The sequence below is a fragment of the Brevundimonas sp. EAKA genome, from assembly GCF_000698025.1.
Classification (GTDB): Bacteria; Pseudomonadota; Alphaproteobacteria; order Caulobacterales; family Caulobacteraceae; genus Brevundimonas; species Brevundimonas mediterranea_A.
In genome coordinates this window covers 1-20,894 of sequence record NZ_JMQR01000058.1, presented here as the reverse complement: position 1 = coordinate 20,894, position 20,894 = coordinate 1, and the positions used below count along the sequence as shown (strand labels likewise).

The following is a 20,894-nucleotide window of genomic DNA, read 5'->3' as shown; positions in this document are numbered from 1 at the left end:
GTTCTTCGCAGGGACCACCAACCCGTCGCAGGCTTATGGGGTTAGGCGATAAGACCGCCACCGCTCGGCGCCCCGAGCTTGCAGGCCACCCAACCGCGCGGGGCGTCAAACCTTCGTCGAAACGGTAAACACTAAACCAACCCCGGGCGAAGGCCCGGCGCCCCGCCCAGCCCTCCATAACTTCGCAGCGAAAGCGCGAGGACGATCAGACCTGTCCTGAAAGGAGCCGTTGATGGCCCATCCCAAACCCCGTCGTCCTAGACCCGGTCGCGGCCTGCCGCCGCCGGAAAGGCGCAGTCCCGAAGAACAGGCGGAAGACGACCGCCTGCGGGCGGAACTGGTCATCCAGTGCGCCCGGATGGACGCCATACTGGCCGACAAGTGGGCTGAGGCGGCGGAGCAGGTTCGCATCCAGGCCGAACGGGTCGCCGCCGGCGCCGTCTTCGCGGACGACGATCCCTGGTTCTAGGCGTCCAGCAGCGGCTGAAGCAGCGGATGGGCCAGGACCGGGGCGGCCAGACGCACCACAGCCTGCGGATCCTCCAGCCGCACCGCCGCCGTGGCGTCGGCGATGATGAAGTCGGCATGGGTGCGCGACGGCTCGGTCAGCCGTTCGTGGCCCGGCCGCACCGTCGCCAGGTACTGGGCCACGACCGAATCCGCCGAACGGCCGCGTTCGGACTGGTCGCGCAACAGGCGGCGAATGAAACGGATGTCGGACGGGGTGTCGACGAAGACCCGGATGTCGAACAGGGCCGTCAGTTCGGGGGTGCACAGCACATGAGTGCCCTCGACGATCACCACCTCGCTGGCGGGGATCGGCTCGCCGCCCGGCTCGCGGCCGTGATGGATGAAGGAATAGACCGGCGCCGTGACCGGCCGCCCGGCCTTCAGCTCCATCAGGTCGGCGATCATCAGGGCGTGGTCGCGCGCCGCCACATCGTCGAAGTCGAAGGTGGCCGCGTCGAAGCCGGGCAGGGAGGCCGCGTCGCGATAATAGGAATCCTCGCGCACCAGCACCGCCTTGCCCTCCGGCAGGGCCGAGACCAGGGCCTCGGCCAGGGTGCTCTTGCCGGAGCCGGAGCCCCCCGTGATCGCGATCAATATGGTCATGGCCGGCCTTCTAGAACGTCGGCGAAGCCTGCGCCACAGCGGCTTGCGCGAGCAGCCCCCACCAGACGATCCGGGGACGATCCGTCGCGCCGGACCTTCCCTCGGTCACGTTGCTTATCGCCGATAACCAAGTTAGCGTCCGGGCAAGCGTCGCCTCGAGCAGACGCATCCATAGGAACAGGAAACGACATGCTGGGCTTGATGCAGGACTGGCCGCTGACGGTCGACAAGATCATCGACCACGCCAAACACTGGCACGGCGACCGCGAGGTGGTGACGCGCTCGGTCGAGGGGCCGATCGTCCGCACCACCTACGGCCGGATCCACGACCGGGCCCGGCGCGTGTCCAACGCCCTCAAGGCCTGGGGGATCGCGCCCGGCGACCGCGTCGCCACCCTGGCCTGGAACACCGACAAACATATCGAGACCTGGTACGGCGTCATGGGGATCGGCGCGGTCTGCCACACCCTGAACCCGCGCCTGTTCCCCGAGCAACTGGTCTACATCATCAACCACGCCGAGGACCGGGTCATCTTCACCGACCTGACCTTCGTGCCGTTGCTGGAAGCCATCCTGCCGCACCTGCCCAAGGTCGAGCGCGTCATCATCATGACCGACGACGCCCATATGCCGCAGACGACTCTGCCCAAGGCCGAGGCCTATGAGACGGTGATCGCAGGCCAGTCGGCCGAGGTGGTCTGGGGCGACTTCGACGAACAGACCGCCTGCGGCCTGTGCTACACCTCGGGCACCACGGGCCATCCTAAGGGCGTGCTCTATTCGCACCGCTCGAACTTCATCCATACCCTGCTGGGCCTGCAGTCCACCGTCCTGGGCGCCACGCCCAACGAGGTGATCCTGCCCGTCGTGCCGATGTTCCACGCCAACGCCTGGGGCATCGCCTTCGGCGGACCGGCGGCGGGCGCCAAACTGGTCATGCCGGGCGCCAAGATGGACGGCGCCTCGATCTACGAACTGCTGGAGAGCGAGAAGGTCACCTTCTCCGCCGCCGTGCCCACCGTCTGGCAGGGGCTGCTGGGCCATATGAAGCAGAACGACCTGCGGCTCTCGACGGTCAAGCGCGTGTTGATCGGCGGCTCCGCCGTGCCCGAAAGCCTGATCCGCGCCTTCCACGACGACTATGGGATCGAGGTGCTGCAGGGCTGGGGCATGACCGAGACCTCGCCCATCGGCACCCTGTCGAACATGACCCCCGAACTGGCGGACAAGCCGTTCGAGGAACAGCTGAAATGGCGCGTCAAACAGGGCACGCCGCCGCTGGGCGTCGAGCTGAAGCTCAAGAACGACGCCGGGGCGGCCCTGCCGCACGACGGCGTGACCTTCGGCCATCTGATGGTCAAGGGCCCGACCGTCGCCCGCGCCTATTTCCGCGAGGAGGGCGACATCGTCGACGACGAGGGCTTCTTCGACACCGGGGACGTGGCGACGGTCGACGACCTGGGCTTCATGCAGATCACCGATCGCTCCAAGGACGTGATCAAGTCCGGCGGCGAATGGATCAGCTCCATCGAGATCGAGAATATCGCCGTCGGCCATCCCAAGGTCGAGCTGGCCGCCGTCATCGGCGCCGCCCACGCCAAATGGGACGAACGGCCGGTCCTGATCGTGCGGCTCAAGGACGGCGAGACCCTGGACAAGCAGGAGCATCTCGACTTCCTGCACGGCAAGATCGCCAAATGGTGGATGCCCGACGACGTAGTCGCCGTGGACGAGATTCCGCTGGGCGCCACCGGCAAGATCGACAAGAAGCTTCTGCGCGAGCGGATGAAGGACTACCGCTTGCCAGAGATTCAGCCTGGTTGAAGATCCGGAGCGCCGATGTCGTCGAAAAAGCCTGTCCCCGCCCTGATCCCGGGGTTGACCGCCCTGACGGCGGTCGCCCCGGTCCTGGTGGTCGCGGCCATGGCGGCGACCCTGTTCGGCGGCGTCGATCGAGCCGTCACCTATGACCTGCTGACCTGGACCGTGGCGCGAGGCATGGCCTGGGTCGGGATGGCGGCGGCCCTGCTCGTGCTGGCCCTGGCGCTGCGAGACCTTGGCCGGCGCTGGATCTTCGCCGTCGTCGCCCTGGTCCTGGCCTGCGCGACCCTGGCGGTGTTTCTGCATCAGGGACAGCGGTTGGCCCAGCCGTCCCCGCGCGACATCAGCACCAATGTGGCCGAACCCCCGGCCTACAGTCGCCTGGCGGCCCTGCATCCGGACGCCTCCGGCGTGACCGGCCCCGAATCCTGTTCGGCCGCCCGTTCGATCCCGACCCAGGTCCTGGCCCAGCAGGCCGTCTCGGCCCTGGTCGACGCCGGCTTCCCGATCGTCCGCGCCTCGACCTTCGAGGTCGAGGGCGTTCACGAAGGCGCCTGGTTCGGCTTCGCCTATGACGCCGTCGTCCGCATCCGCCCCGGCCGAACCGACATCCGCGTCGCCGCCCGCGACTCCCGCCCCGACGGCGGCGCGACCTGCCGCCTGATGAACAGGATCGTCACCGCCCTGGAAGAGGAGATCCGCTAGGCCAGGTGGAACACGGCCCTCAGGCCCGGCTCCGGTTCCGCCGTCGCCGCCCCGTCCTCCACCAGCTTGATCAGATGGGCCAGGACCGACAGCGACGCCGCCGGCCACAGCCGCTGATCCACCGCCGCATAGAGCACCGGCACCATCTCCGCCACGCTCCGGTCCCCCGCCCGCAGCCGCGCCAGCACCTGGGCCTCCCGCTCCAGCCGGTGCGCGCGATAGGCGGCCAGGAAGGGGGCGGGCTGCGTCACCGGCGCCCCGTGCGTCGGCCACAGCGTGGCGAAGTCCCGGGCGATCACCGCATCCAGGCTGGCCATGTAATCGCGCATGTTTCCGTCCGGGGGCGCCACCACCGTCGTCGCCCAACCCATGACGTGATCCCCGCTGAACAGGGCGTTTTCCTCCCTCAGCACGAAGGCCATGTGATTTGACGCATGGCCCGGCGTGAACATCGCCTCCATCGTCCAGCCGTCGCCCTCGATGATTTCGCCGCCCGTCAGAACCTGATCGGGCGCAAAGACCGCGTCCTCCTCCTCGTCCAGCCCGCCCGAGGCGTGCGTCTCCTGCGCCGGCGGCCGGGCGGCCAGAATCATGGCGCCGGTCCGCTCGGTGAAGGGGCGGGCGAGGGGAGCGTGATCGCGGTGCGTATGGGTCACCAGCACGTGGCTGACCGTCCGCCCTTCGACCGCAGCCAGCAAGGCCTCCAGATGCGCCGGGTCCAGCGGCCCCGGATCGATCACCGCGACCGCTGATCCCGCCTCGGGCCGTCCGACCACATAGGTCCCGGTTCCGGTGAAGGTGAACGGCCCCGGATTGTTCGCGATCACCCGCTGGATCAGGGGCGAAACCTGGTCGCGCCGCCCATAGGCGAAGTCGAACTCACGCACGAAGGGAATCATCACCGACCTGTCCGCATCTGGCGCGGGCCTTGCCTTAACTTCTTGGTAACCCTTGCCGGAGCGCCCGCCATGGCCCGATCAATCGCCTTCGCTGTCTCAAATCGGCTCCAGCCCATCGCGGCGGCCCTTCTCTGTCTCATGGCGACGCAGTTGATCGCCGCCTCCTGCACGCCGGAGCCGGCGCCCTACGCCAGTCGCGTCCAAGTAGTAACCCATTACCGAATTGTCAGGTAGGCGACAGGTCTGTGGCGAGATTGCGACACACGACGAGTAAGATACGACGTGGAGATTTCAAAGCTATCCACCTAGTCATCGAAGGCTCTAACCTCGTGCCATTCATGCTTTTGTCGCATGAGATTCGTGTCGCTGCCTGCGAAATCGTAGGCGCGTCGAGGGAAGGGGAATTCTTTCATGACGCTGAATATCAAACAGCTATTACTCCATTCGACCATGATCGGCAGTGCCGCGCTTATGGCGGTGGTTGCGGTGCCTGCCGTTACGCTATTGATGCCCACTGTTGCCGCTGCGCAGGATTACACCAACGGAACGCTGGCTGGTGTTGTGCGAGGCAGCGATGGCATGGTGCTTTCGGGCGCTGCGGTCACCGTAAGGTCCGCCGCGCAAGGTGCGACCCGCAACGTGACGACAGGCGCAAACGGCACATTTCGCATTCCTCTGATCCCGACTGGACGTTACGACGTCGTGGTTGATGCGCCTGGTTACGAGACGCTGTCCGAACAGGTCGTGGTCTCGCTGGGCGACTCATCGTCGTTCACGTTCACTTTGGCTGCCCAAGGCGCGGCTGGCGCTGATTCGAGTAACCTCGGTGAGATCGTTGTTGTGGGCGTTCGTCAAGGCGTCGACTTTACGCGGACCACGACGGGTCTGACCGTCGATGTTGAAGAACTGACCAAGCAGGTTCCGGTGGGTCGCAGCATCACTGCAGTCACGCTTCTGGCGCCCACGGCGACCGCTGGCGGGTCAGCAGCCAACTCTGCATTCGCCGGTCAGCCGTCGATCGGTGGTGCGTCGGTGGGTGAGAACGCCTTTTATGTGAACGGCCTGAACACCACCAACTTCGACACCTATGTCGGTTCCGTGACTGTCCCGTTCGACTTTTACAAAACGATCGAAGTGAAGACCGGTGGTTATCCTGCCGAGTTTGGTCGTGCTCTTGGCGGTGTCATCAACGCGGTGACCAAGTCCGGCACCAACGAATTCAAGATGGCCTTGCACGGCAACTACACCGGGTCGGAACTGGAAGAGACGTCGCCAGACACCTTCCAATCCGCCAACCGCCTGACCGAAACGAGACAGGCTGATTACACGCTGGAGCTTGGCGGCCCCATCATCCGTGACCGCCTGTTCTTCTACGGCTTGGCGCAAGGTCGTGACAACGAAAGCCGCTTCGCGTCCATCACCGGCAACAGCTACAGTGTCGACAAGTCGGACGATCCTTTCTACGGCGCAAAAGTCGACGCCAACCTGTTCGAGGGGCACCGCGTTGAGCTGACCTACTTCGATACGACACGGGAAACGGAACGTAATACCTACACGTTCAATAACCGCACTGGCGTGATCGGTACGACCTCGAATAAAACGACATTCCAGCAGGGCGGTGAAAACTATGTTGGCCGCTACACCGGATCCTTCACGGATTGGCTGACGGTTTCGGCTGCTTACGGCGTCAATGAAGATACGAACAACACTCTGCCAGGTGACCCGTCGCTTTCCCTCGTCCAGGATGTTCGCTCAGGAACGACGCAGCGGCTGTCGACAACGCAGGCGACGGGCTCGCAAAGCATCATCGATACCCGCCGTGAGTTCTACCGAGCCGACGCTGATGTCTACTTCAGCATCTTCGGCGACCACCACGTTCGCTTCGGCATCGACAATGAGAAACTCGAAGAGTTCAAAGTTTCTCGACGGAACGGTGGCTTCAACTATATCTATCGTACAGGTTCTGCGAACGACGCGCGCGGCGTGGCGCCTGGACAAGATTACGTTCAGGTGACTGTCGGTACGTTCGGCGGCACCATCAAGGGCGAAAACCGCGCTTGGTACATCCAGGACTCGTGGGATGTGAACGATCAGTTGAACGTCCAGGTCGGCGTCAGAAATGACTCCTTCGCTGCCGAAAACCTGGCGGGCGACAAGTCTGTTGAGTTGAACGACAACTATGCGATGCGCGCAGGGTTCAGCTACGATCCCACCGGCAATCGCGTCGATCGCATCTTCGGTTCTTACGGCCGTTATTTTGTTCCGCCGGCTCTGAACCTCGGCTTCCGTTCGGGCGACCTGTTCTTCAACGAGTATTTCAATGCACCGGCCGGCGGTTTCCAGATCGACCCGGTCACGGGCTTGCCCGCCGCGCTGGGAAGTCAGATCACTCTGGCTAGCAACCCAGGCTACCGCACCGGACCGTCAGCCTGCCCTGCAGGCGGCCGTGGCGCCACCGGCGTCGTTGCGTGCGAAGTCAACGGGAATGGCAGCGTTGAACCTGCAATCTCGAAGTCCGCATTGAACTTGGACCCCACGTCTGAGGACGAGTTCGTCTTGGGCTATGAGCGTCAGTTCGGCGATCTGTGGTCTGCCGGTGTGACCTTGACGCACCGTCGCCTGAACAACACGTCGGAAGACATCGCGGTTGATGCCTACATCAACGCGCTCTGCGCTCGTGAAGGCATCGTTGGTTGTGAGGACATCTACTTCGGTGACTATCAATACCTGATCGCCAACCCAGGCCGTGACCTGACCTTCCGCTTGCGTGATCCGCTTCCTGGTGAAACTACCTCACGCATCATTACGGTTTCGGCGCAGGAAACTGGCTATGTGAAGGCAGTCCGCGAGTACACGGGCCTTACCTTCCAGTTCGAGCGTGCATTCGATGGTAAGTGGGGCCTGCAAGGCTCCTACGTTGTTTCCAAGAACATTGGTAACTACGAAGGCACGGTCCTGTCGGATAACGGTCAGACGGACGCTGGCTCCACCATTCTGTTTGACCACGTCGGTCTGGCGGATAACCAGTACGGCTTGCTGCCGAACCACCGTGCTCACCAGATCAAACTGTTTGGATCGTATCAGGTCTTTGATGGCCTGTTGCTCGGCGCCAACCTTCGTGTTCAGTCCGGTAAGCCTTACGGCTGCTTGGGCGTGCACCCGACCGACGCAGATGCGGCCGCCTATGGCGTTTCCTCGCGCTTCTGCCAAGGTATCGGTGTTCCGCGGGGTTCACGCTTCAACTCCGAATGGACTGGAAACCTCGACCTGTCGGTTCGCTACACGGTTCCGGTCTCGTTGCCCGGCGATCTGGTGCTCCGCGCAGACATCTTCAACGTCTTCAACGAGAAGGGTCAAACCGAGCTTTACGAACAGGGCGACCTGGCTTCGGGCGCCGTGGATCCCAACTACGGCAGGCCGGTTGCCTATCAACAGCCCCGCTTTATGCGGGTCGGCTTCGACTGGGCGTTCTAACAGTCACTGTCGTGTACGAAATGGAGGGCGGCGAACTCGGGTTCGCCGCCCTTTATTTTGTCTGCCCCATTACAGCCATGTTGGATGGTATTCGTGGGAAGCCAATTGGGCGCTTGGCTTCGCTTATCCGCTTGCAGGAAACACATGTGTAAAATTATCAGCTCGGTCGTTGGCGCTTTGATTGCCATACCCCTCTGTCTAAGCGGCCCCCAGAATGTTCAAGCCCAGGACGGCCCCATCGTCACCGGCGCGGTCTCGGCCGAGACCGCCGACGCCCTGAAGGTGCGCGAGGCCATGGCCTATGCCCGGCCGCTGCCGCGCGGGGCGCCGACGCAGGATTATCCGTTGGTGGCCTGGTGCGACGCCCTGGTCACGGGCCATGCCGATCTTGGCGAGAGCCTGACCGATCATTCGCCGGAGGATCTCGAATTGGTGCGTCTGGGTCGTCTGGAGGCGCAGGATTTCCGCAGCGCCCTGGCCGCCGCAGAACCGCGTCAGACCGCCGCGACCAAGGCCGCTGCGCAGCAAGCCGCCGCGTCCGCCAAGGCCCAGTGGGCTGCGCTGCTGGCCACGCAAGACGAGGCGGCGCGCAGCCAGTCGTTCGGTCTGTTCTATGGCCTGCCGGGCCGGTGTGAACACGCCGCGCGCCGCATCCGCGCCAATATCACCACCCCGCCGGCGACCCTGGCCGATGTGGGCCTGACCGAGACCGGTGCGCCGGCGACAGCCGCGCCGAACTGATCGCGGCAAACCTCAAGACGTCTAGACGGCGGCCTGAGCTACGGCTCAGGCCGCCGTTTCGCGTTTGGCGGCGTAGGGATCGTAGTTGAGGATGGGGGCCAGCCAGCGTTCGCAGGTGGTCACGTCCCAGCCCTTGCGCCGGGCGTAGTCCTCGACCTGGTCCAGATCGATCTTGCCGACGCCGAAATAGTGGCTGCCCGGATGGCCGAAATAGAGGCCCGAGACCGAGGCCGGGGGGGTCATGGCGAAGCTCTCGGTCAGGGCCATGCCGGCGTTGGCCTCGGCCTGAAGCAGGCGGAACAGGGTGGCCTTTTCCGTATGGTCGGGCTGGGCCGGATAGCCGGGGGCGGGGCGGATGCCCTGGTATTGTTCAGTGATCAGGTCGTCGATGTCGGTCGCCTCGTCGGCGGCGTAGCCCCAGAGTTGGGTGCGGACTTCCTTGTGCAGCCGCTCGGCGAAGGCCTCGGCCAGGCGGTCCGCCAGGGCGGTGGCGAGGATGGCGGAATAGTCGTCGCCCGCGTCCTTGAACCGTTTGGCGACTTCCAGTTCGCCGTGGCCGGCGGTGACGGCGAAGGCGCCGATATAGTCGTCGCCCTCTTCGGCGATGAAGTCGGACAGGGCCAGGTTGGGCTTGCCGTTCGACTTCTTGATCTGCTGGCGCAGGGTGTGGAAGCGGGCGATCTCCGCGTCGCGATTTTCGTCGGCAAAGACGATGACGTCGTCGCCGTCGGCGCGGGCGGGCCAGAAGCCGACCACGCCCTTGGCCGTGAACCATTTCTCGTCGATGACCCGCTTCAGCATGAGCTTGGCGTCCTCGAACAGGTCGCGCGCAGCCTCGCCGACGATCTCGTCCTCCAGGATCAGCGGATAGCGGCCGATCAGCTCCCAACTGGCGAAGAAGGGGGTCCAGTCGATGTGGTCGGCGAGGTCCTTCAGGTCCCAGGCGTCGAAGGCCTTCACGCCGATGAAGGACGGCTTGCCGGGCATGGGCTGGGTCGGGTCGATGCGGAAGCGGTTCTCGCGCGCCTGGGCCAGGGTGGCGCGGGCCTTGACCTCCTGGCCGCGCGCATACTGCTCGCGGATGCGGATGTATTCGTCGCGGGTGGCGGCCTCGTTCTTGGCCCGCTCGGTCTTGGACAGCAGGCCCGAGACGACGCTGACGGCGCGCGAAGCATCGACGACATAGGTGGTCGAGCCGCGGCGATAGGCGGGTTCGATCTTGACCGCCGTATGGGTGCGGCTGGTGGTGGCGCCGCCGATCAGCAGGGGGATGTCGAAGCCGCGCCGTTCCATCTCGGCGCCGACGAAGACCATCTCGTCCAGCGACGGGGTGATCAGGCCGGACAGGCCGATGATGTCCACCTTGTGCTCGACGGCGGCGTCCAGGATCCGGTCGGCCGGGACCATGACGCCCAGGTCGATGACCTCGTAGTTGTTACATTGCAGCACGACGCCGACGATGTTCTTGCCGATGTCGTGGACGTCGCCCTTGACCGTGGCCATCAGGATCCGGCCCGCCTGTTCGCGCGGCTTGCCGGCCTTCTCGGCCTCCATGAAGGGTTCCAGCCAGGCGACGGCCTGTTTCATCACCCGGGCGGACTTGACCACCTGGGGCAGGAACATCTTGCCCGAGCCAAACAGGTCGCCGACCACGTTCATCCCGTCCATCAGCGGACCTTCGATGACGTGCAGCGGACGTTCGACGCCCAGGCGGGCTTCTTCGGTGTCGGCCTCGATGAACTCGGTGATGCCGTTGACCAGGGCGTGTTCGATCCGCTTGCCGACCGGCTGGTCGCGCCATTTCAGATCGACGACGCGGGCCTGACCCTTCTCGCCCTTGTAGCGAGGGGCCATGTCGACCAGCCGCTCGGTGTTCGAGACATTGGTCCGCTGGGGGCGGTTCAGGATCACGTCCTCGACCGCCTCGCGCAGCTCGGGGTCGATGTCGTCATAGACCGGCAGGTCGCCGGCGTTGACGATGCCCATGTCCATTCCGGCCGCGATGGCGTGATACAGGAAGACGCTGTGGATCGCCCGGCGCACCGGCTCGTTGCCGCGGAAGCTGAACGAGACGTTCGACACGCCGCCCGAGATGCGGGCGTAGGGCAGGGCACCCTTGATGACCTTGACCGCCTCGATGAAGTCGACGGCGTAGTTGTCGTGCTCCTCAATCCCCGTCGCCACGGCGAAGATATTGGGGTCGAAGATGATGTCCTCGGGCGGGAAGCCGACCTCGTTGACCAGGATGTTGTAGGCGCGGGTGCAGATCTCGATCTTGCGGGCGGCCGTGTCGGCCTGGCCCACCTCGTCGAAGGCCATGACCACGACGGCGGCGCCGTAGCGCAGGCATTTGATCGCATGATCGCGGAAGGCTTGCTCGCCCTCCTTCATGCTGATCGAGTTGACGATGGGCTTGCCCTGGACGCACTTCAGGCCCGCCTCGATCACCTCCCATTTGGAGCTGTCGATCATCACCGGCACACGGGCGATGTCGGGCTCGGCCGCGATCAGGTTGAGGAAGGTCCGCATGGCGACGGCGCCGTCCAGCAAGCCCTCGTCCATGTTGATGTCGATGACCTGGGCGCCGGCCTCGACCTGCTGGCGGGCGACGTCGAGCGCGGCGGAATAGTCGCCCTCGACCACCAGCTTGCGGAATTTGGCCGAGCCGGTGACGTTGGTCCGTTCGCCGACGTTGATGAAGGTGGGGCGCATCAGGCGAGTGCTTCCTGCCAGCCTGTGATGGGATAGGAATGCACTTTTCGTGGCCCCGCCTTGATCAACCGTTGTCCTGTCTCGCCTTGTCCGATCCAGGAGAATTCGTTCAGGCCCCTCGTCGTCAACATCACTGCAAAGGCAGGCATTAAGCTCGACTTCATCGTTACATATCGAACCCGGCCATCACGGCAGGCGTCCAAGACGGCCAGTACCCAGCGGGCGTTGGCGGAAGTCATCGGAATTTCATCTTCACCCGCGCTGCCAAGAGAAAACGATAAGTCCGTCTCGGATGCGCTTACTTCAAGTCGGGGGTGTCTACGGTCGACTGGGTTGGTCCAGATGAGGATTGCATCATGGGAGCGACGAAAGCGTGCTCGAAAACCAGTATCCAGGCTGGAAACAAACTTTTCGAGTTCGTCAGAAAACGCTTCGAAATCCTCTCGAGAAATCTCCACCTTCATCACGCCACCATCTCGAAGGGCTCTAGCCCCGAGAGCCGCAAGGCCACCGGGCGTTCCGGGATGGCGCGCGGCTTCAGCGGCGCGACCTCTTCGGCGACATGCTTGATGTGGTCCGGCGTGGTGCCGCAGCAGCCGCCGACGATGTTGACCAGGCCGGAGGCGGCCCATTCCTCGATGAAGTGGGCGGTCTCGTGCGGCTCCTCGTCGTACTGGCCCATGGCGTTGGGCAGGCCGGCGTTGGGGTAGGCGGCGACCAGGGTGTCGGCTACGCGGCTGAGTTCGGCGATGAAGGGCCGCATCAGGTCGGCGCCCAGGGCGCAGTTGAAGCCGATGGCGAAGGGCTTGGCGTGACGGACGCTGTTCCAGAAGGCCTCGGCCGTCTGGCCCGACAGGGTGCGGCCCGAACGGTCGGTGATGGTGCCGCTGATCCAGATGGGCAGGGCGTCCATGCCCTCGTCCTCCAGGTCCTTGATGGCCTTGATCGCGGCCTTGCAGTTCAGCGTGTCGGTGATGGTCTCGATCAGATAGAGATCGACCCCGCCCTCGTTCAGCGCCTTCACCTGATGGCGATAGGCCTCATGGACCTGGTCGAAGGTCACGCTGCGGGCGCCGGGGTCGTTCACGTCGGACGACATCGACAGCATCTTGTTCAGCGGGCCGATGGAGCCGGCGGCGAAGCGCGGCTTGTGCGGCTCCTTTTCCGTCCAGCGGTCGGCGGCGGCGCGGGCCAGTTTGGCGCCTTCCAGATTGATGTCCCACACCGCCTGGGCGTCCAGGGCGTAGTCCTCCTGGGCGATGGTGGTGCCGGAGAAGGTGTTGGTCTCGGAGATGTCGGCGCCGGCGGCGTAATACTGGTCGTGCAGGTCCGAGATGATGTCCGGGCGGGTGATGCAGAGGATGTCGTTGTTCCCCTTCATCTGCTGCGCCTCGTCATAGCCGTTGGCGGCGACGAACCGGTCGGCGCGGAAGTCGGCTTCGGACAGGCCCCGACGCTGGATCATCACGCCCCAGCTCCCGTCGAGAACGAGGATGCGTTCCTTGGCCGCCGCATGCAGGGCGGCGATGCGTTCGGCGCGGGTGAGGGGAGAGGTCATCAGGCGGCTGCCTTCTGTTCACGCACGCCCAGCACGCGGCAGATCGCATAGACCAGATCGGCGCGGTTCAGGGTGTAGAAGTGGAAGTCGGAGAAGCCTTCTTCGTGCAGGCGGGCGCAGGTTTCGGCGGCGACGGAGGCGGCGAGCAGTCGGCGGGTTTCGGGATCGTCGTCCAGTCCGTCGAAGTGAGCCTTCAGCCAGTCGGGGATGCTGGTCCCGCAGGCGCCGCACATGCGGGTCAGGCCGGCGAAGTTGGACACGGGCATGACGCCGGGGATCAGCGGAATGGTTACGCCCGCCGCCCGCACCCGGTCGCGGAAGCGCAGGAAGGCGTCGATGTCGAAGAAGAACTGGCTGACGGCGCGGGTGGCGCCGGCGTCCACCTTGGCCTTCAGCACATCGATGTCGTGGTCGATGGAGGGGCTTTCGGGGTGTTTTTCGGGATAGGCGCCCACCGTGACGTCGAAACCGCCGACGCGGCTGATGGCGGCGGTCAGTTCGGTGGCGTTGGCGTAGCCGTCTGCGCGGGGCTGGTAGACGCCGCCGATGCCGCCGCCGCCGGGCGGGTCGCCGCGCAGGGCCACGATGTGATCGACGCCGATGCTCTTGTAGCCGGCGATGACCTCGTCGACCTCGTCGCGGCTGGCCTCGACGCAGGTCAGGTGGGCGGCGGGACGCAGCGAGGTCTCGGCGATGATGCGCTGGACGGTGCGGTGGGTGCGTTCGCGGGTCGAGCCGCCGGCCCCATAGGTGACGGAGACGAAGGCCGGATTCAGCGGCTCAAGGCGGCGGATCGCCGTCCACAGATTGGCTTCGGCCTCGTCGGTCTTGGGCGGGAAGAATTCGAAGGAGACGCGAACGGCGTCGTGGTTCGAGCCGGCGCGGGCGACCGGACCCAGCGGCGACAGCAGCAGGGCGCGGGCTTCGGCGAGATTGGTGGAGGACGCGGCCATCATGCGGTCTTTCTGGCCTGGGCCAAGGATGCGTTGACGGGACGTTCCGCCGTCCAGATCGTCACGGTCAGGCCCTCATTGTCGGGCGGCGGGGCGATCGGCGGGGAGGGCGTCAGGCCGCTGTCGGTCAGCCAGCCGTTGATTTCGTGGTCGGCGAAGCCCAGGCGGCGATGCTGATGCGCCTCGCGCATATGTTCGAAATCATGGGGCGCGAAATCGACGATCACCAGCCGGCCGCCGGGGCAGACCAGGCGCGCGGCCTCGGCCACGGCGGCGAAGGGGTCGGCCAGATAGTGCAGCACCTGATGCACGATCACCAGATCGGCGCTGCCGGCGGGCAGGCGGGTGGCGAAGATGTCGCCATGACGCAGTTCGACCTTGTTCAGCCCGGCCTTGGAGACATTGGCGCGGGCGATGTTGAGCATGTTCTGGCTGAGATCCAGCCCGACCGACATCTTGGCCTTCTTGCCGAACAGGGTCAGCATGCGGCCGGAGCCGGTGCCCAGATCGACGACCCGCTTGAACGGGCCGGGGCCGACGGCCTTTTCCAGGGCGGCCTCGACGGCGGCTTCGCTGACATAGAGGGAGCGAAGACGGTCCCATTGCGGGGCGATCTGTTCGAAATAGCTTTCGGCCGCCTGTTCGCGATCCTTGCGAACCTCGTCCAGGCGACGATGGTCCGCCTCCCCGGCGTCGTCGGCCAGGATGTCCAGAACAGTGTCGATCAACCGGCGGGCGTGGGCGTCGTGGGACAGGCGATAATAGACGCGGGCGCCGTCGGGGAATCGTTCGATCAGGCCGGCGTCGGTCATCAGTTTCAGATGGCGTGAGACGCGCGGCTGGCTCTGGTCGAGGATGCGCGACATCTCCATGACCGAAAGCTCCTCGCCGGCCAGCAGCGACAGGATGCGCAGACGGGTCGGCTCGCCGGCGGCGCGCAGGGCTTCGACAGTCTGGTCGGCGGTAAGACTCATGAGATCATATAAGGATATCCTTATATGATTATGCAAGTGAAAACCGCCTAGAGGACGGGCGTTTTCAGTGGTTCCCCGGCGAAATGCGCCTGAAGGTTCTGCATCAGCAGCATCAGCATGCCCTGAACGCCGGCTGTCGTGGCGCCGGCGGTGTGAGGCGTCAGGACCATATTGGGTACGTCGGCCCAACGGTTTGGATCGGTCGGCTCCTCTGCGAAAACATCAAGGGCGGCTTGGCCCAGGGCGCCGGATTTCAGCGCGGCGATCAGGGCGTCCTCGTCGATCACCTGGCCCCGCGAGACATTGATCAGCAGGCCGTCGGGGCCGAGCGCCTCAAGCACCTCGCGCGAGATCAAGCCGCGGTTGGTTTCGTCGGCCTTGCAGGCGACCACGAGGATGTCGCTCTGTTTCGCAAGGCTGAGCAGAGATTCTGCCCGGGGCCATTCGGCGTCGCGGGGGCGGGGGCCCCACCACGCCACCTCCATTCGGAAGGGCGCGCAGCGAGCGGCGACGGCCTTGCCGATGGCGCCCAGGCCGACGACGCCGACCTTCTGGCCTCGGACAGAGGGGGTGAGGGTGCGGGTCTCGGCGGTCCAGTCGCCGGACCGGACCTGACGGTCGCCCGAGACGATCTGGCGGCGGGCGGCCAGGATCAGGCCCAGGGCGTGGTCGGCGACGTCCTCGTGATTGACGCCGGGCGCGTGGGTGACGGGCAGGCCACGCGCGCGGCACCAGTCGATGTCGATGCCGTCATAGCCAGAGGTGAAACAGGCGATCAGGTCGAGGTTGGGCAGGCGTTCGATCAGCGCCTGGTCCAGCGGGGCCTCGCCGGCGACGATCAGGGCGCGGATGTCATGGGCGGCCTCGATCGGCGGGCCTTCCCAGAAGCGGTAGACGTCATAGGCGCTCTCCAGGATCGGCGAGAGCGGGGCGAGATGCCGCTGCATGATGAGAACGGCGGGGCGTTGGGTCATGGTCGGACCTCCACAATGGCCGCGCCGTCGGTCAGCCGAGCGACGACGCTGGTCCAGTCGCGCCGCACGATGGCGTAGAGTTCGTCGTTCGAACAGTTTCCGAGGTTGAGGTGGACCAGTGGCTGACCGCTGGCGCTAAGCTGCGCCAGCAAAAGAAAGTCCTTGTCCTTGCTGACGACGACCGCCCCCCGTGACGCCGCCAAGGCCCAGATTTCCCGGTCGCCTGCCGTGGCCAGCCCCATCAATCTGACGTGTTCGACCTCATGATCGAATGCTGTGATCGCATCGATCAGGCGGACGGGCAGGTTCTGATCGAGCAGGAATTTCAAGCTGCAGCGGCCGCCACCGAATGATCGAGCGCCTGCGCGGCGTAGGCCAGGGCGGCCCGCAGGTCGTCGGCTTCCAATTCCTCGTAGTCGGAAAGAATCTGGGCCTCAGTCATTCCGGAGGCCAGCCACCCGAGAATGTCATGCACGGCGATACGCATGCCCCGGATGCAGGGCCGACCGGCGCGTTTGCCGTCTTCGATAGTGATGCGGGACAGAAGATCATCGCTCATGTCCCGCATCCTATCACAGATCGATCAGCGGCCGAACTTCTGGTGCTGGATGCGCTTGGGGATGATGCTGTCGGCGCCCAGGCGACGCATCTTGTCCTGTTCGTAGGCTTCGAAGTTTCCTTCGAACCATTCCACATGGCCGTCGCCTTCGAAGGCGAGGATGTGGGTGGCCAGACGGTCCAGGAACCAGCGGTCGTGGGAGATGACCACGGCGCAGCCGGCGAACTCTTCCAGCGCCTCTTCGAGGTTCTGCAGGGTTTCGATGTCCAGGTCGTTGGTCGGTTCGTCGAGCAGGATCAGATTGCCGCCCGAGGCCAGGGTCTTGGCCAGGTGGACGCGGTTGCGCTCACCGCCCGACAGCTGGCCGACCTTCTTCTGCTGGTCGCCGCCCTTGAAGTTGAAGCTGCCGACATAGGCGCGGGTGTTGATCTCGCGCTTGCCGACCATCATCACATCGGTGCCGCCGGAGATGGCCTGCCAGATGGTCTCGTCCGGTTTCAGGTCGTCGCGCGACTGGTCGACATAGGCCAGCTTGACCGTCTCGCCGACCTTGATCGTGCCGCCGTCGGGGGTTTCCTGACCGGTGATCAGCTTGAACATGGTCGACTTGCCGGCGCCGTTGGGGCCGATGACGCCGACGATGCCGTTGGGCGGAAGCTTGAAGGTCAGGTTGTCGAACAGGGTCTTGTCGCCATAGGTCTTGGCTAGGCCTTCGACTTCCAGCACGACATTGCCCAGGCGCGGCCCGGGCGGGATCTGGATGTGGGCGTGGGTCTGGGCGCCGCGCATCGATTCCTGCTCGTCGACCATCCGCTCATAGGCGGCCAGACGGGCCTTGGACTTGGCCTGACGGGCCTTGGCGCCGGAACGGACCCATTCCAGTTCGCGGGTGAGGGCGCGCTGGCGGGCTTCGGATTCGGACTGTTCCTGAATGACGCGCTTGGTCTTGGCTTCCAGCCACGAGGAATAGTTGCCCTCGTGCGGGTGGCCCTTGCCGCGGTCCAGCTCCAGCGTCCACTTGGTGACGAGGTCCAGGAAGTAGCGGTCGTGGGTCACCAGGATGACGCAGCCGGGGAAGTTTTCCAGGTGGTGCTGCAGCCAGGCGACGGATTCGGCGTCCAGGTGGTTGGTCGGTTCGTCGAGCAGCAGCATGTCGGGCTTGGACAGCAGCAGGCGGGCCAGGGCCACGCGGCGCTTCTCACCGCCGGACAGGTTGGCGACCTCCCAGTCGTCGGGCGGGCAGCGCAGGGCGCCCATGGCCATTTCGATACGGCTGTCGATGTCCCAGACGTCGCCGGCGTCGATCTTCTCCTGGAGGGCGGTCATCTCCTCCATCAGCTCGTCGGTGTAGTTCTCGCCCAGTTCGGCGGCGACGGCGTTGAACCGGTTGACCCACTGCTTCTCTTCGCACCAGGCCTCGACGTTCTCGCGCACGTTCAGGGCGGGGTCGAGCTGGGGCTCCTGCTCCAGATAGCCGCGTTTGATGCCGTCGGCGGCGCGGGCCTCGCCGGTGAACTCGTTGTCCAGGCCGGCCATGATCTTCAGCAGGGTGGATTTACCCGAGCCGTTGACGCCGACGACGCCGATCTTGGCGTCGTTGTAGAAGCTGAGCCAGATGTTCTCGAAGATCTTGCGGCCGCCGGGGAAGGTCTTGGTCAGACCCTGCATCTGGAAAATATATTGCTGCGCCATGAGGTGCGGTTTCGCCCTTCGGGTTTCGTCGGATTGGGAGGTTTGGGCGGATGTAGCGATCCTGGCGCCAGAGAGCAAATAAGGCGAGCGGCGAACGACGGCGCCTCCGCCGTTTTCGCGGCGGAGTTGGAGGCCCTTTGGAAGCGGAGGGCTGGGCGGGGCGCCGGGCCTTCGCCCGGAGCCCTGGCGGGAAAGTCGGGGCGAGAAACTGACAAGGGGTTGGAATCATTGGAGTGAGACCAGCGTCATTGTGACAGTTGGGGCCGTTCGGGCCCCCTCCGTCTCGCCGGCTGCGCCGGCGATCCACCTCCCCCAGGGGGGGAGGATTTTGGTGTTCGCATTCCTCCCCCCTTGGGGGAGGTGGCGCGGCGCAAAGCGCCGTGACGGAGGGGGCATGTCGCGTCGGCGTCGTGGTGAAATTGCCTTGAGCGGGCTTCCATTCGGAGATCGAGACGTTAGACCCCCCTTATGTCGAATGCCTCCCCTATAGCCGAAGCCGTCGCCGCCGGGCGTCAGGCCGTGGCGGTCGATACCGTCATGATCGCCAAGATCACCGACATGGCCGGTGATTTCGCCATCAATCTGACGATCGCCGCCCTGATTTTTGCGGCGACGGTGATCGCGGCCAAATGGTCGGCCCGGCTGGCGCGCAACGCCCTGTCGCGGGTCGGCGCCTTCCGGCACGACCAGACCGTGCTGAGCTTCGCCGTTCAGGTCGTGCGGGTGGTGGTGTTCATCATCGGCATGATCGCCGTGCTGCAGCGGCTGGGGGTGCAGACCACCTCGATCATCGCGGTGCTGGGGGCGGCGTCGCTGGCCGTGGGCCTGGCCCTGCAGGGGACCCTGTCGAACGTGGCCTCGGGCATCATGCTGCTGGTGCTGAGACCCTATCGCGTCGGCGACGTGGTGGACGTCGGCGGCATGGCCGGCACGGTGCAGCGGCTGGACCTGTTCACGACCCAGTTGTCGAACGCCAACAACCACAAGATCGTCATTCCCAATTCCAAGGTTCTGAGCGATCCCCTGACCAATCTGACCGGTCAGCAGACGCGGCGGATCGAGATCAATTTCGGCGTGGGCTATGGCGACGACCTGAACAAGGCGCGTTGCGTCCTGGCCGACATGGCGGCGGCGCACGAGAAGGTGCTGGACGACCCGCATCCGTGGACCGGGGTGACGGGACTGCTGGACAGTGCGGTGCAGGTGACCCTGCACGCCTGGGTCAAGGTCGAGGACTGGTGGCAGACCCAGGCCGATCTGATGCAGGGCGGCAAGGAGGCGCTGGACGCCGCCGGGATCGAAATTCCCTTCCCGCATCAGGTCGCCGTGCCCTATGGCGATGAAGATGTCATGCCGGTCGTCCGTGTACGGACGGTGGAAGACGGCGGGCATGACGTGAAGGTGAAGACGCGCTGATGCGATACGATTTCGGATCCGACAACACCGCCGGCATGGCGCCGAGCGCGGTCGAAGGTCTGGCGCGGGCCAACGCCGGATACGCCCGGTCCTATGGTTCAGACGAGATCACGGCGCGGGCCGCCGATCAGATCCGCCAACGGCTGGACGCCGACGCCGAGATCCGGTTCGTCTTCAGCGGCACGGCGGCCAACGCCATCGCCCTGTCGATGCTGGCCTTTCCGTTCGAGGCGGTGCTGGCGCACAACGCCGCCCATGTCTGCACCGACGAGACGGGGGCGCCGGGCTTCTTCGGCCAGGGCGTCGGCCTGATCGGCCTGCCGGGGTTTTCGGGGCGGATCGATCCGCTGGCGCTGAAGGCGCAACTGGCCGAGCCCGAGGTCGGCCATCGCCAGCCGCCGGCGGCCCTGTCCCTGACCCAGGCGACCGAGTACGGCGCGGTCTATACCGAGGAAGAACTGCGCCATCTGATCGAGCCGGTGAAGGCCAGGGGATACGGCGTTCATATGGACGGGGCGCGTCTGGCCAACGCCGTCGCGGCCGGGTTCGACCTGAAGGATATTCCGCGCCTGGGCGTGGATGTGCTGGTGTTCGGCGGGGCCAAGGCAGGGGCGAACTGCGTCGAGGCCCTGGTCCTGTTCGACAAGAGCCTGGCGCGGCGGCTGGACAACCGGCTGAAACAGGCGGGGCAGGTGGCGTCCAAGGCGCGGCTGCTGGCCGGGCCGATGCTGGGCCTGCTGGAAAGCGGCGACTGGGAATCGGGCGGCGCCCACGCCAATCTGATGGCGAAACGGCTGGCGGCGGGGGTGGCGACCCGCTCGCCCTATGTCCTGGCCCATCCGGTCGAGGCCAATACGGTGTTCGTGCGAATGCCGGCCGAGGCGCACCAGAGGCTGAACGCCCTGGGCTGGGCCTGTTATCAGTTCGACGACGGATCGGTGCGGTTCGTCTGTTCCTGGGCGACCCAGGCAGAGGCCGTGGACGAACTGATCGAGGCGATCGCGGGCCTGAACTGAGCCCTTGTCGCGCGTGCGGCCTTTCCCCGGTCGCATAGTCTGTCCATATGCGGATCATGGCGATGCGCGGAGAGCGCTCCGGCGGCCGGCGCGACCCTATGGTCAAGGCGCAACAGGCGGGGAGCATGCAGGAAAAGACAGAGGGACCCCCGACGCTGCAGGCGTTGGCTGACCTGGTGCGGCTGGTGGGCCGGTCGGGCGCGCCGCAACTGCGGGTGCGGCTGGTCTCGGCCGTGGGTCTGACGCTGGCGGGCAAGGCGCTGGGGGTGCTGGCGCCCCTGATGCTG

At 65.4% G+C, this 20,894-nt stretch carries 18 protein-coding genes; 7 read left to right on the top strand and 11 right to left on the bottom strand.

Annotation, left to right across the window (positions count from 1 at the left end):
* The first annotated feature begins 232 nt into the window (after positions 1–232).
* A complete protein-coding gene (locus ER13_RS09935) occupies positions 233–469 on the top strand; it encodes a hypothetical protein (protein WP_035308873.1) in 237 nt (78 codons plus the stop codon).
* On the opposite strand, the gene udk is transcribed toward ER13_RS09935, so the two are convergent.
* Positions 466–1,113, bottom strand: a complete 648-nt coding sequence (gene udk, locus ER13_RS09930) for a uridine kinase (protein WP_035308871.1) — start codon at positions 1,111–1,113, stop codon at positions 466–468. The two genes, ER13_RS09935 and udk, sit on opposite strands and share 4 nt — an antisense overlap.
* A 189-nt stretch (positions 1,114–1,302) precedes the next feature.
* On the opposite strand from udk, the gene ER13_RS09925 reads away from it, so the two are divergent.
* Positions 1,303–2,937 (top strand): long-chain-fatty-acid--CoA ligase, encoded by a 1,635-nt coding sequence (locus tag ER13_RS09925; protein WP_008263562.1) that lies wholly within the window; start codon positions 1,303–1,305, stop codon positions 2,935–2,937.
* Positions 2,938–2,952: 15 nt separating this feature from the next.
* Positions 2,953–3,639: a DUF1499 domain-containing protein gene (locus tag ER13_RS09920; RefSeq protein ID WP_035308868.1), complete on the top strand. Its 687-nt coding sequence runs from the start codon at positions 2,953–2,955 to the stop codon at positions 3,637–3,639.
* Here the strand turns inward: ER13_RS09920 and ER13_RS09915 are convergent.
* On the bottom strand, positions 3,636–4,538 hold the full coding sequence (locus tag ER13_RS09915; RefSeq protein ID WP_035308866.1) for an MBL fold metallo-hydrolase: 903 nt from the start codon (positions 4,536–4,538) through the stop codon (positions 3,636–3,638). The two genes, ER13_RS09920 and ER13_RS09915, sit on opposite strands and share 4 nt — an antisense overlap.
* Before the next feature lie 411 nt (positions 4,539–4,949).
* Between ER13_RS09915 and ER13_RS09910 the strand changes: the two genes are divergently transcribed.
* Both ER13_RS09910 and ER13_RS09905 read left to right on the top strand, forming a co-directional pair.
* Positions 4,950–8,012, top strand: a complete 3,063-nt coding sequence (locus ER13_RS09910; protein WP_035308864.1) for a TonB-dependent receptor — start codon at positions 4,950–4,952, stop codon at positions 8,010–8,012.
* Between the two features lie 144 nt (positions 8,013–8,156).
* Entirely contained in the window at positions 8,157–8,753 is a 597-nt protein-coding gene (locus ER13_RS09905) for a hypothetical protein (RefSeq protein WP_035308862.1), read from the top strand.
* Between the two features lie 45 nt (positions 8,754–8,798).
* Here ER13_RS09905 and metH read toward each other — a convergent pair whose 3' ends face one another.
* From metH to ettA, 9 genes are read right to left on the bottom strand one after another with little or no spacing between them, the layout of a single operon-like run.
* The gene (metH, locus tag ER13_RS09900) at positions 8,799–11,465 is read right to left on the bottom strand and encodes a methionine synthase (protein ID WP_081836195.1); all 2,667 of its coding nucleotides are present in this window, start codon (positions 11,463–11,465) and stop codon (positions 8,799–8,801) included.
* The gene (locus tag ER13_RS18425) at positions 11,465–11,929 is read right to left on the bottom strand and encodes a hypothetical protein (RefSeq protein WP_155988135.1); all 465 of its coding nucleotides are present in this window, start codon (positions 11,927–11,929) and stop codon (positions 11,465–11,467) included. The genes metH and ER13_RS18425 overlap by 1 nt, the downstream gene beginning before the upstream one ends.
* Positions 11,929–13,023 (bottom strand): homocysteine S-methyltransferase family protein, encoded by a 1,095-nt coding sequence (locus ER13_RS09895; protein WP_008262470.1) that lies wholly within the window; start codon positions 13,021–13,023, stop codon positions 11,929–11,931. Before ER13_RS09895 ends, ER13_RS18425 begins: the two co-directional genes overlap by 1 nt.
* Positions 13,023–13,976, bottom strand: coding sequence for a methylenetetrahydrofolate reductase [NAD(P)H] (gene metF, locus ER13_RS09890; protein ID WP_035308860.1), 954 nt, complete (start codon positions 13,974–13,976; stop codon positions 13,023–13,025). The genes ER13_RS09895 and metF overlap by 1 nt, the downstream gene beginning before the upstream one ends.
* A complete protein-coding gene (locus tag ER13_RS09885; protein ID WP_035308858.1) occupies positions 13,976–14,950 on the bottom strand; it encodes a metalloregulator ArsR/SmtB family transcription factor in 975 nt (324 codons plus the stop codon). Before ER13_RS09885 ends, metF begins: the two co-directional genes overlap by 1 nt.
* Before the next feature lie 47 nt (positions 14,951–14,997).
* Complete coding sequence (locus tag ER13_RS09880) at positions 14,998–15,924, bottom strand: 2-hydroxyacid dehydrogenase (RefSeq protein ID WP_035308855.1); 927 nt, start codon at positions 15,922–15,924, stop codon at positions 14,998–15,000.
* The gene (locus ER13_RS09875; RefSeq protein ID WP_035308852.1) at positions 15,921–16,253 is read right to left on the bottom strand and encodes a DUF5615 family PIN-like protein; all 333 of its coding nucleotides are present in this window, start codon (positions 16,251–16,253) and stop codon (positions 15,921–15,923) included. Before ER13_RS09875 ends, ER13_RS09880 begins: the two co-directional genes overlap by 4 nt.
* On the bottom strand, positions 16,250–16,483 hold the full coding sequence (locus ER13_RS09870; protein WP_035308849.1) for a DUF433 domain-containing protein: 234 nt from the start codon (positions 16,481–16,483) through the stop codon (positions 16,250–16,252). The genes ER13_RS09875 and ER13_RS09870 overlap by 4 nt, the downstream gene beginning before the upstream one ends.
* A 24-nt stretch (positions 16,484–16,507) precedes the next feature.
* Positions 16,508–18,175 carry an energy-dependent translational throttle protein EttA gene (gene ettA / locus ER13_RS09865; RefSeq protein ID WP_035308847.1) on the bottom strand — a complete coding sequence of 556 codons (1,668 nt, stop codon included), beginning with the start codon at positions 18,173–18,175 and terminating at the stop codon, positions 16,508–16,510.
* Positions 18,176–18,643: 468 nt separating this feature from the next.
* Between ettA and ER13_RS09860 the strand changes: the two genes are divergently transcribed.
* Both ER13_RS09860 and ER13_RS09855 read left to right on the top strand, forming a co-directional pair.
* A complete protein-coding gene (locus tag ER13_RS09860) occupies positions 18,644–19,591 on the top strand; it encodes a mechanosensitive ion channel family protein (RefSeq protein ID WP_008259530.1) in 948 nt (315 codons plus the stop codon).
* Positions 19,591–20,607, top strand: a complete 1,017-nt coding sequence (locus tag ER13_RS09855; RefSeq protein ID WP_035308845.1) for a low specificity L-threonine aldolase — start codon at positions 19,591–19,593, stop codon at positions 20,605–20,607. Before ER13_RS09860 ends, ER13_RS09855 begins: the two co-directional genes overlap by 1 nt.
* Positions 20,608–20,894 lie beyond the last annotated feature (287 nt).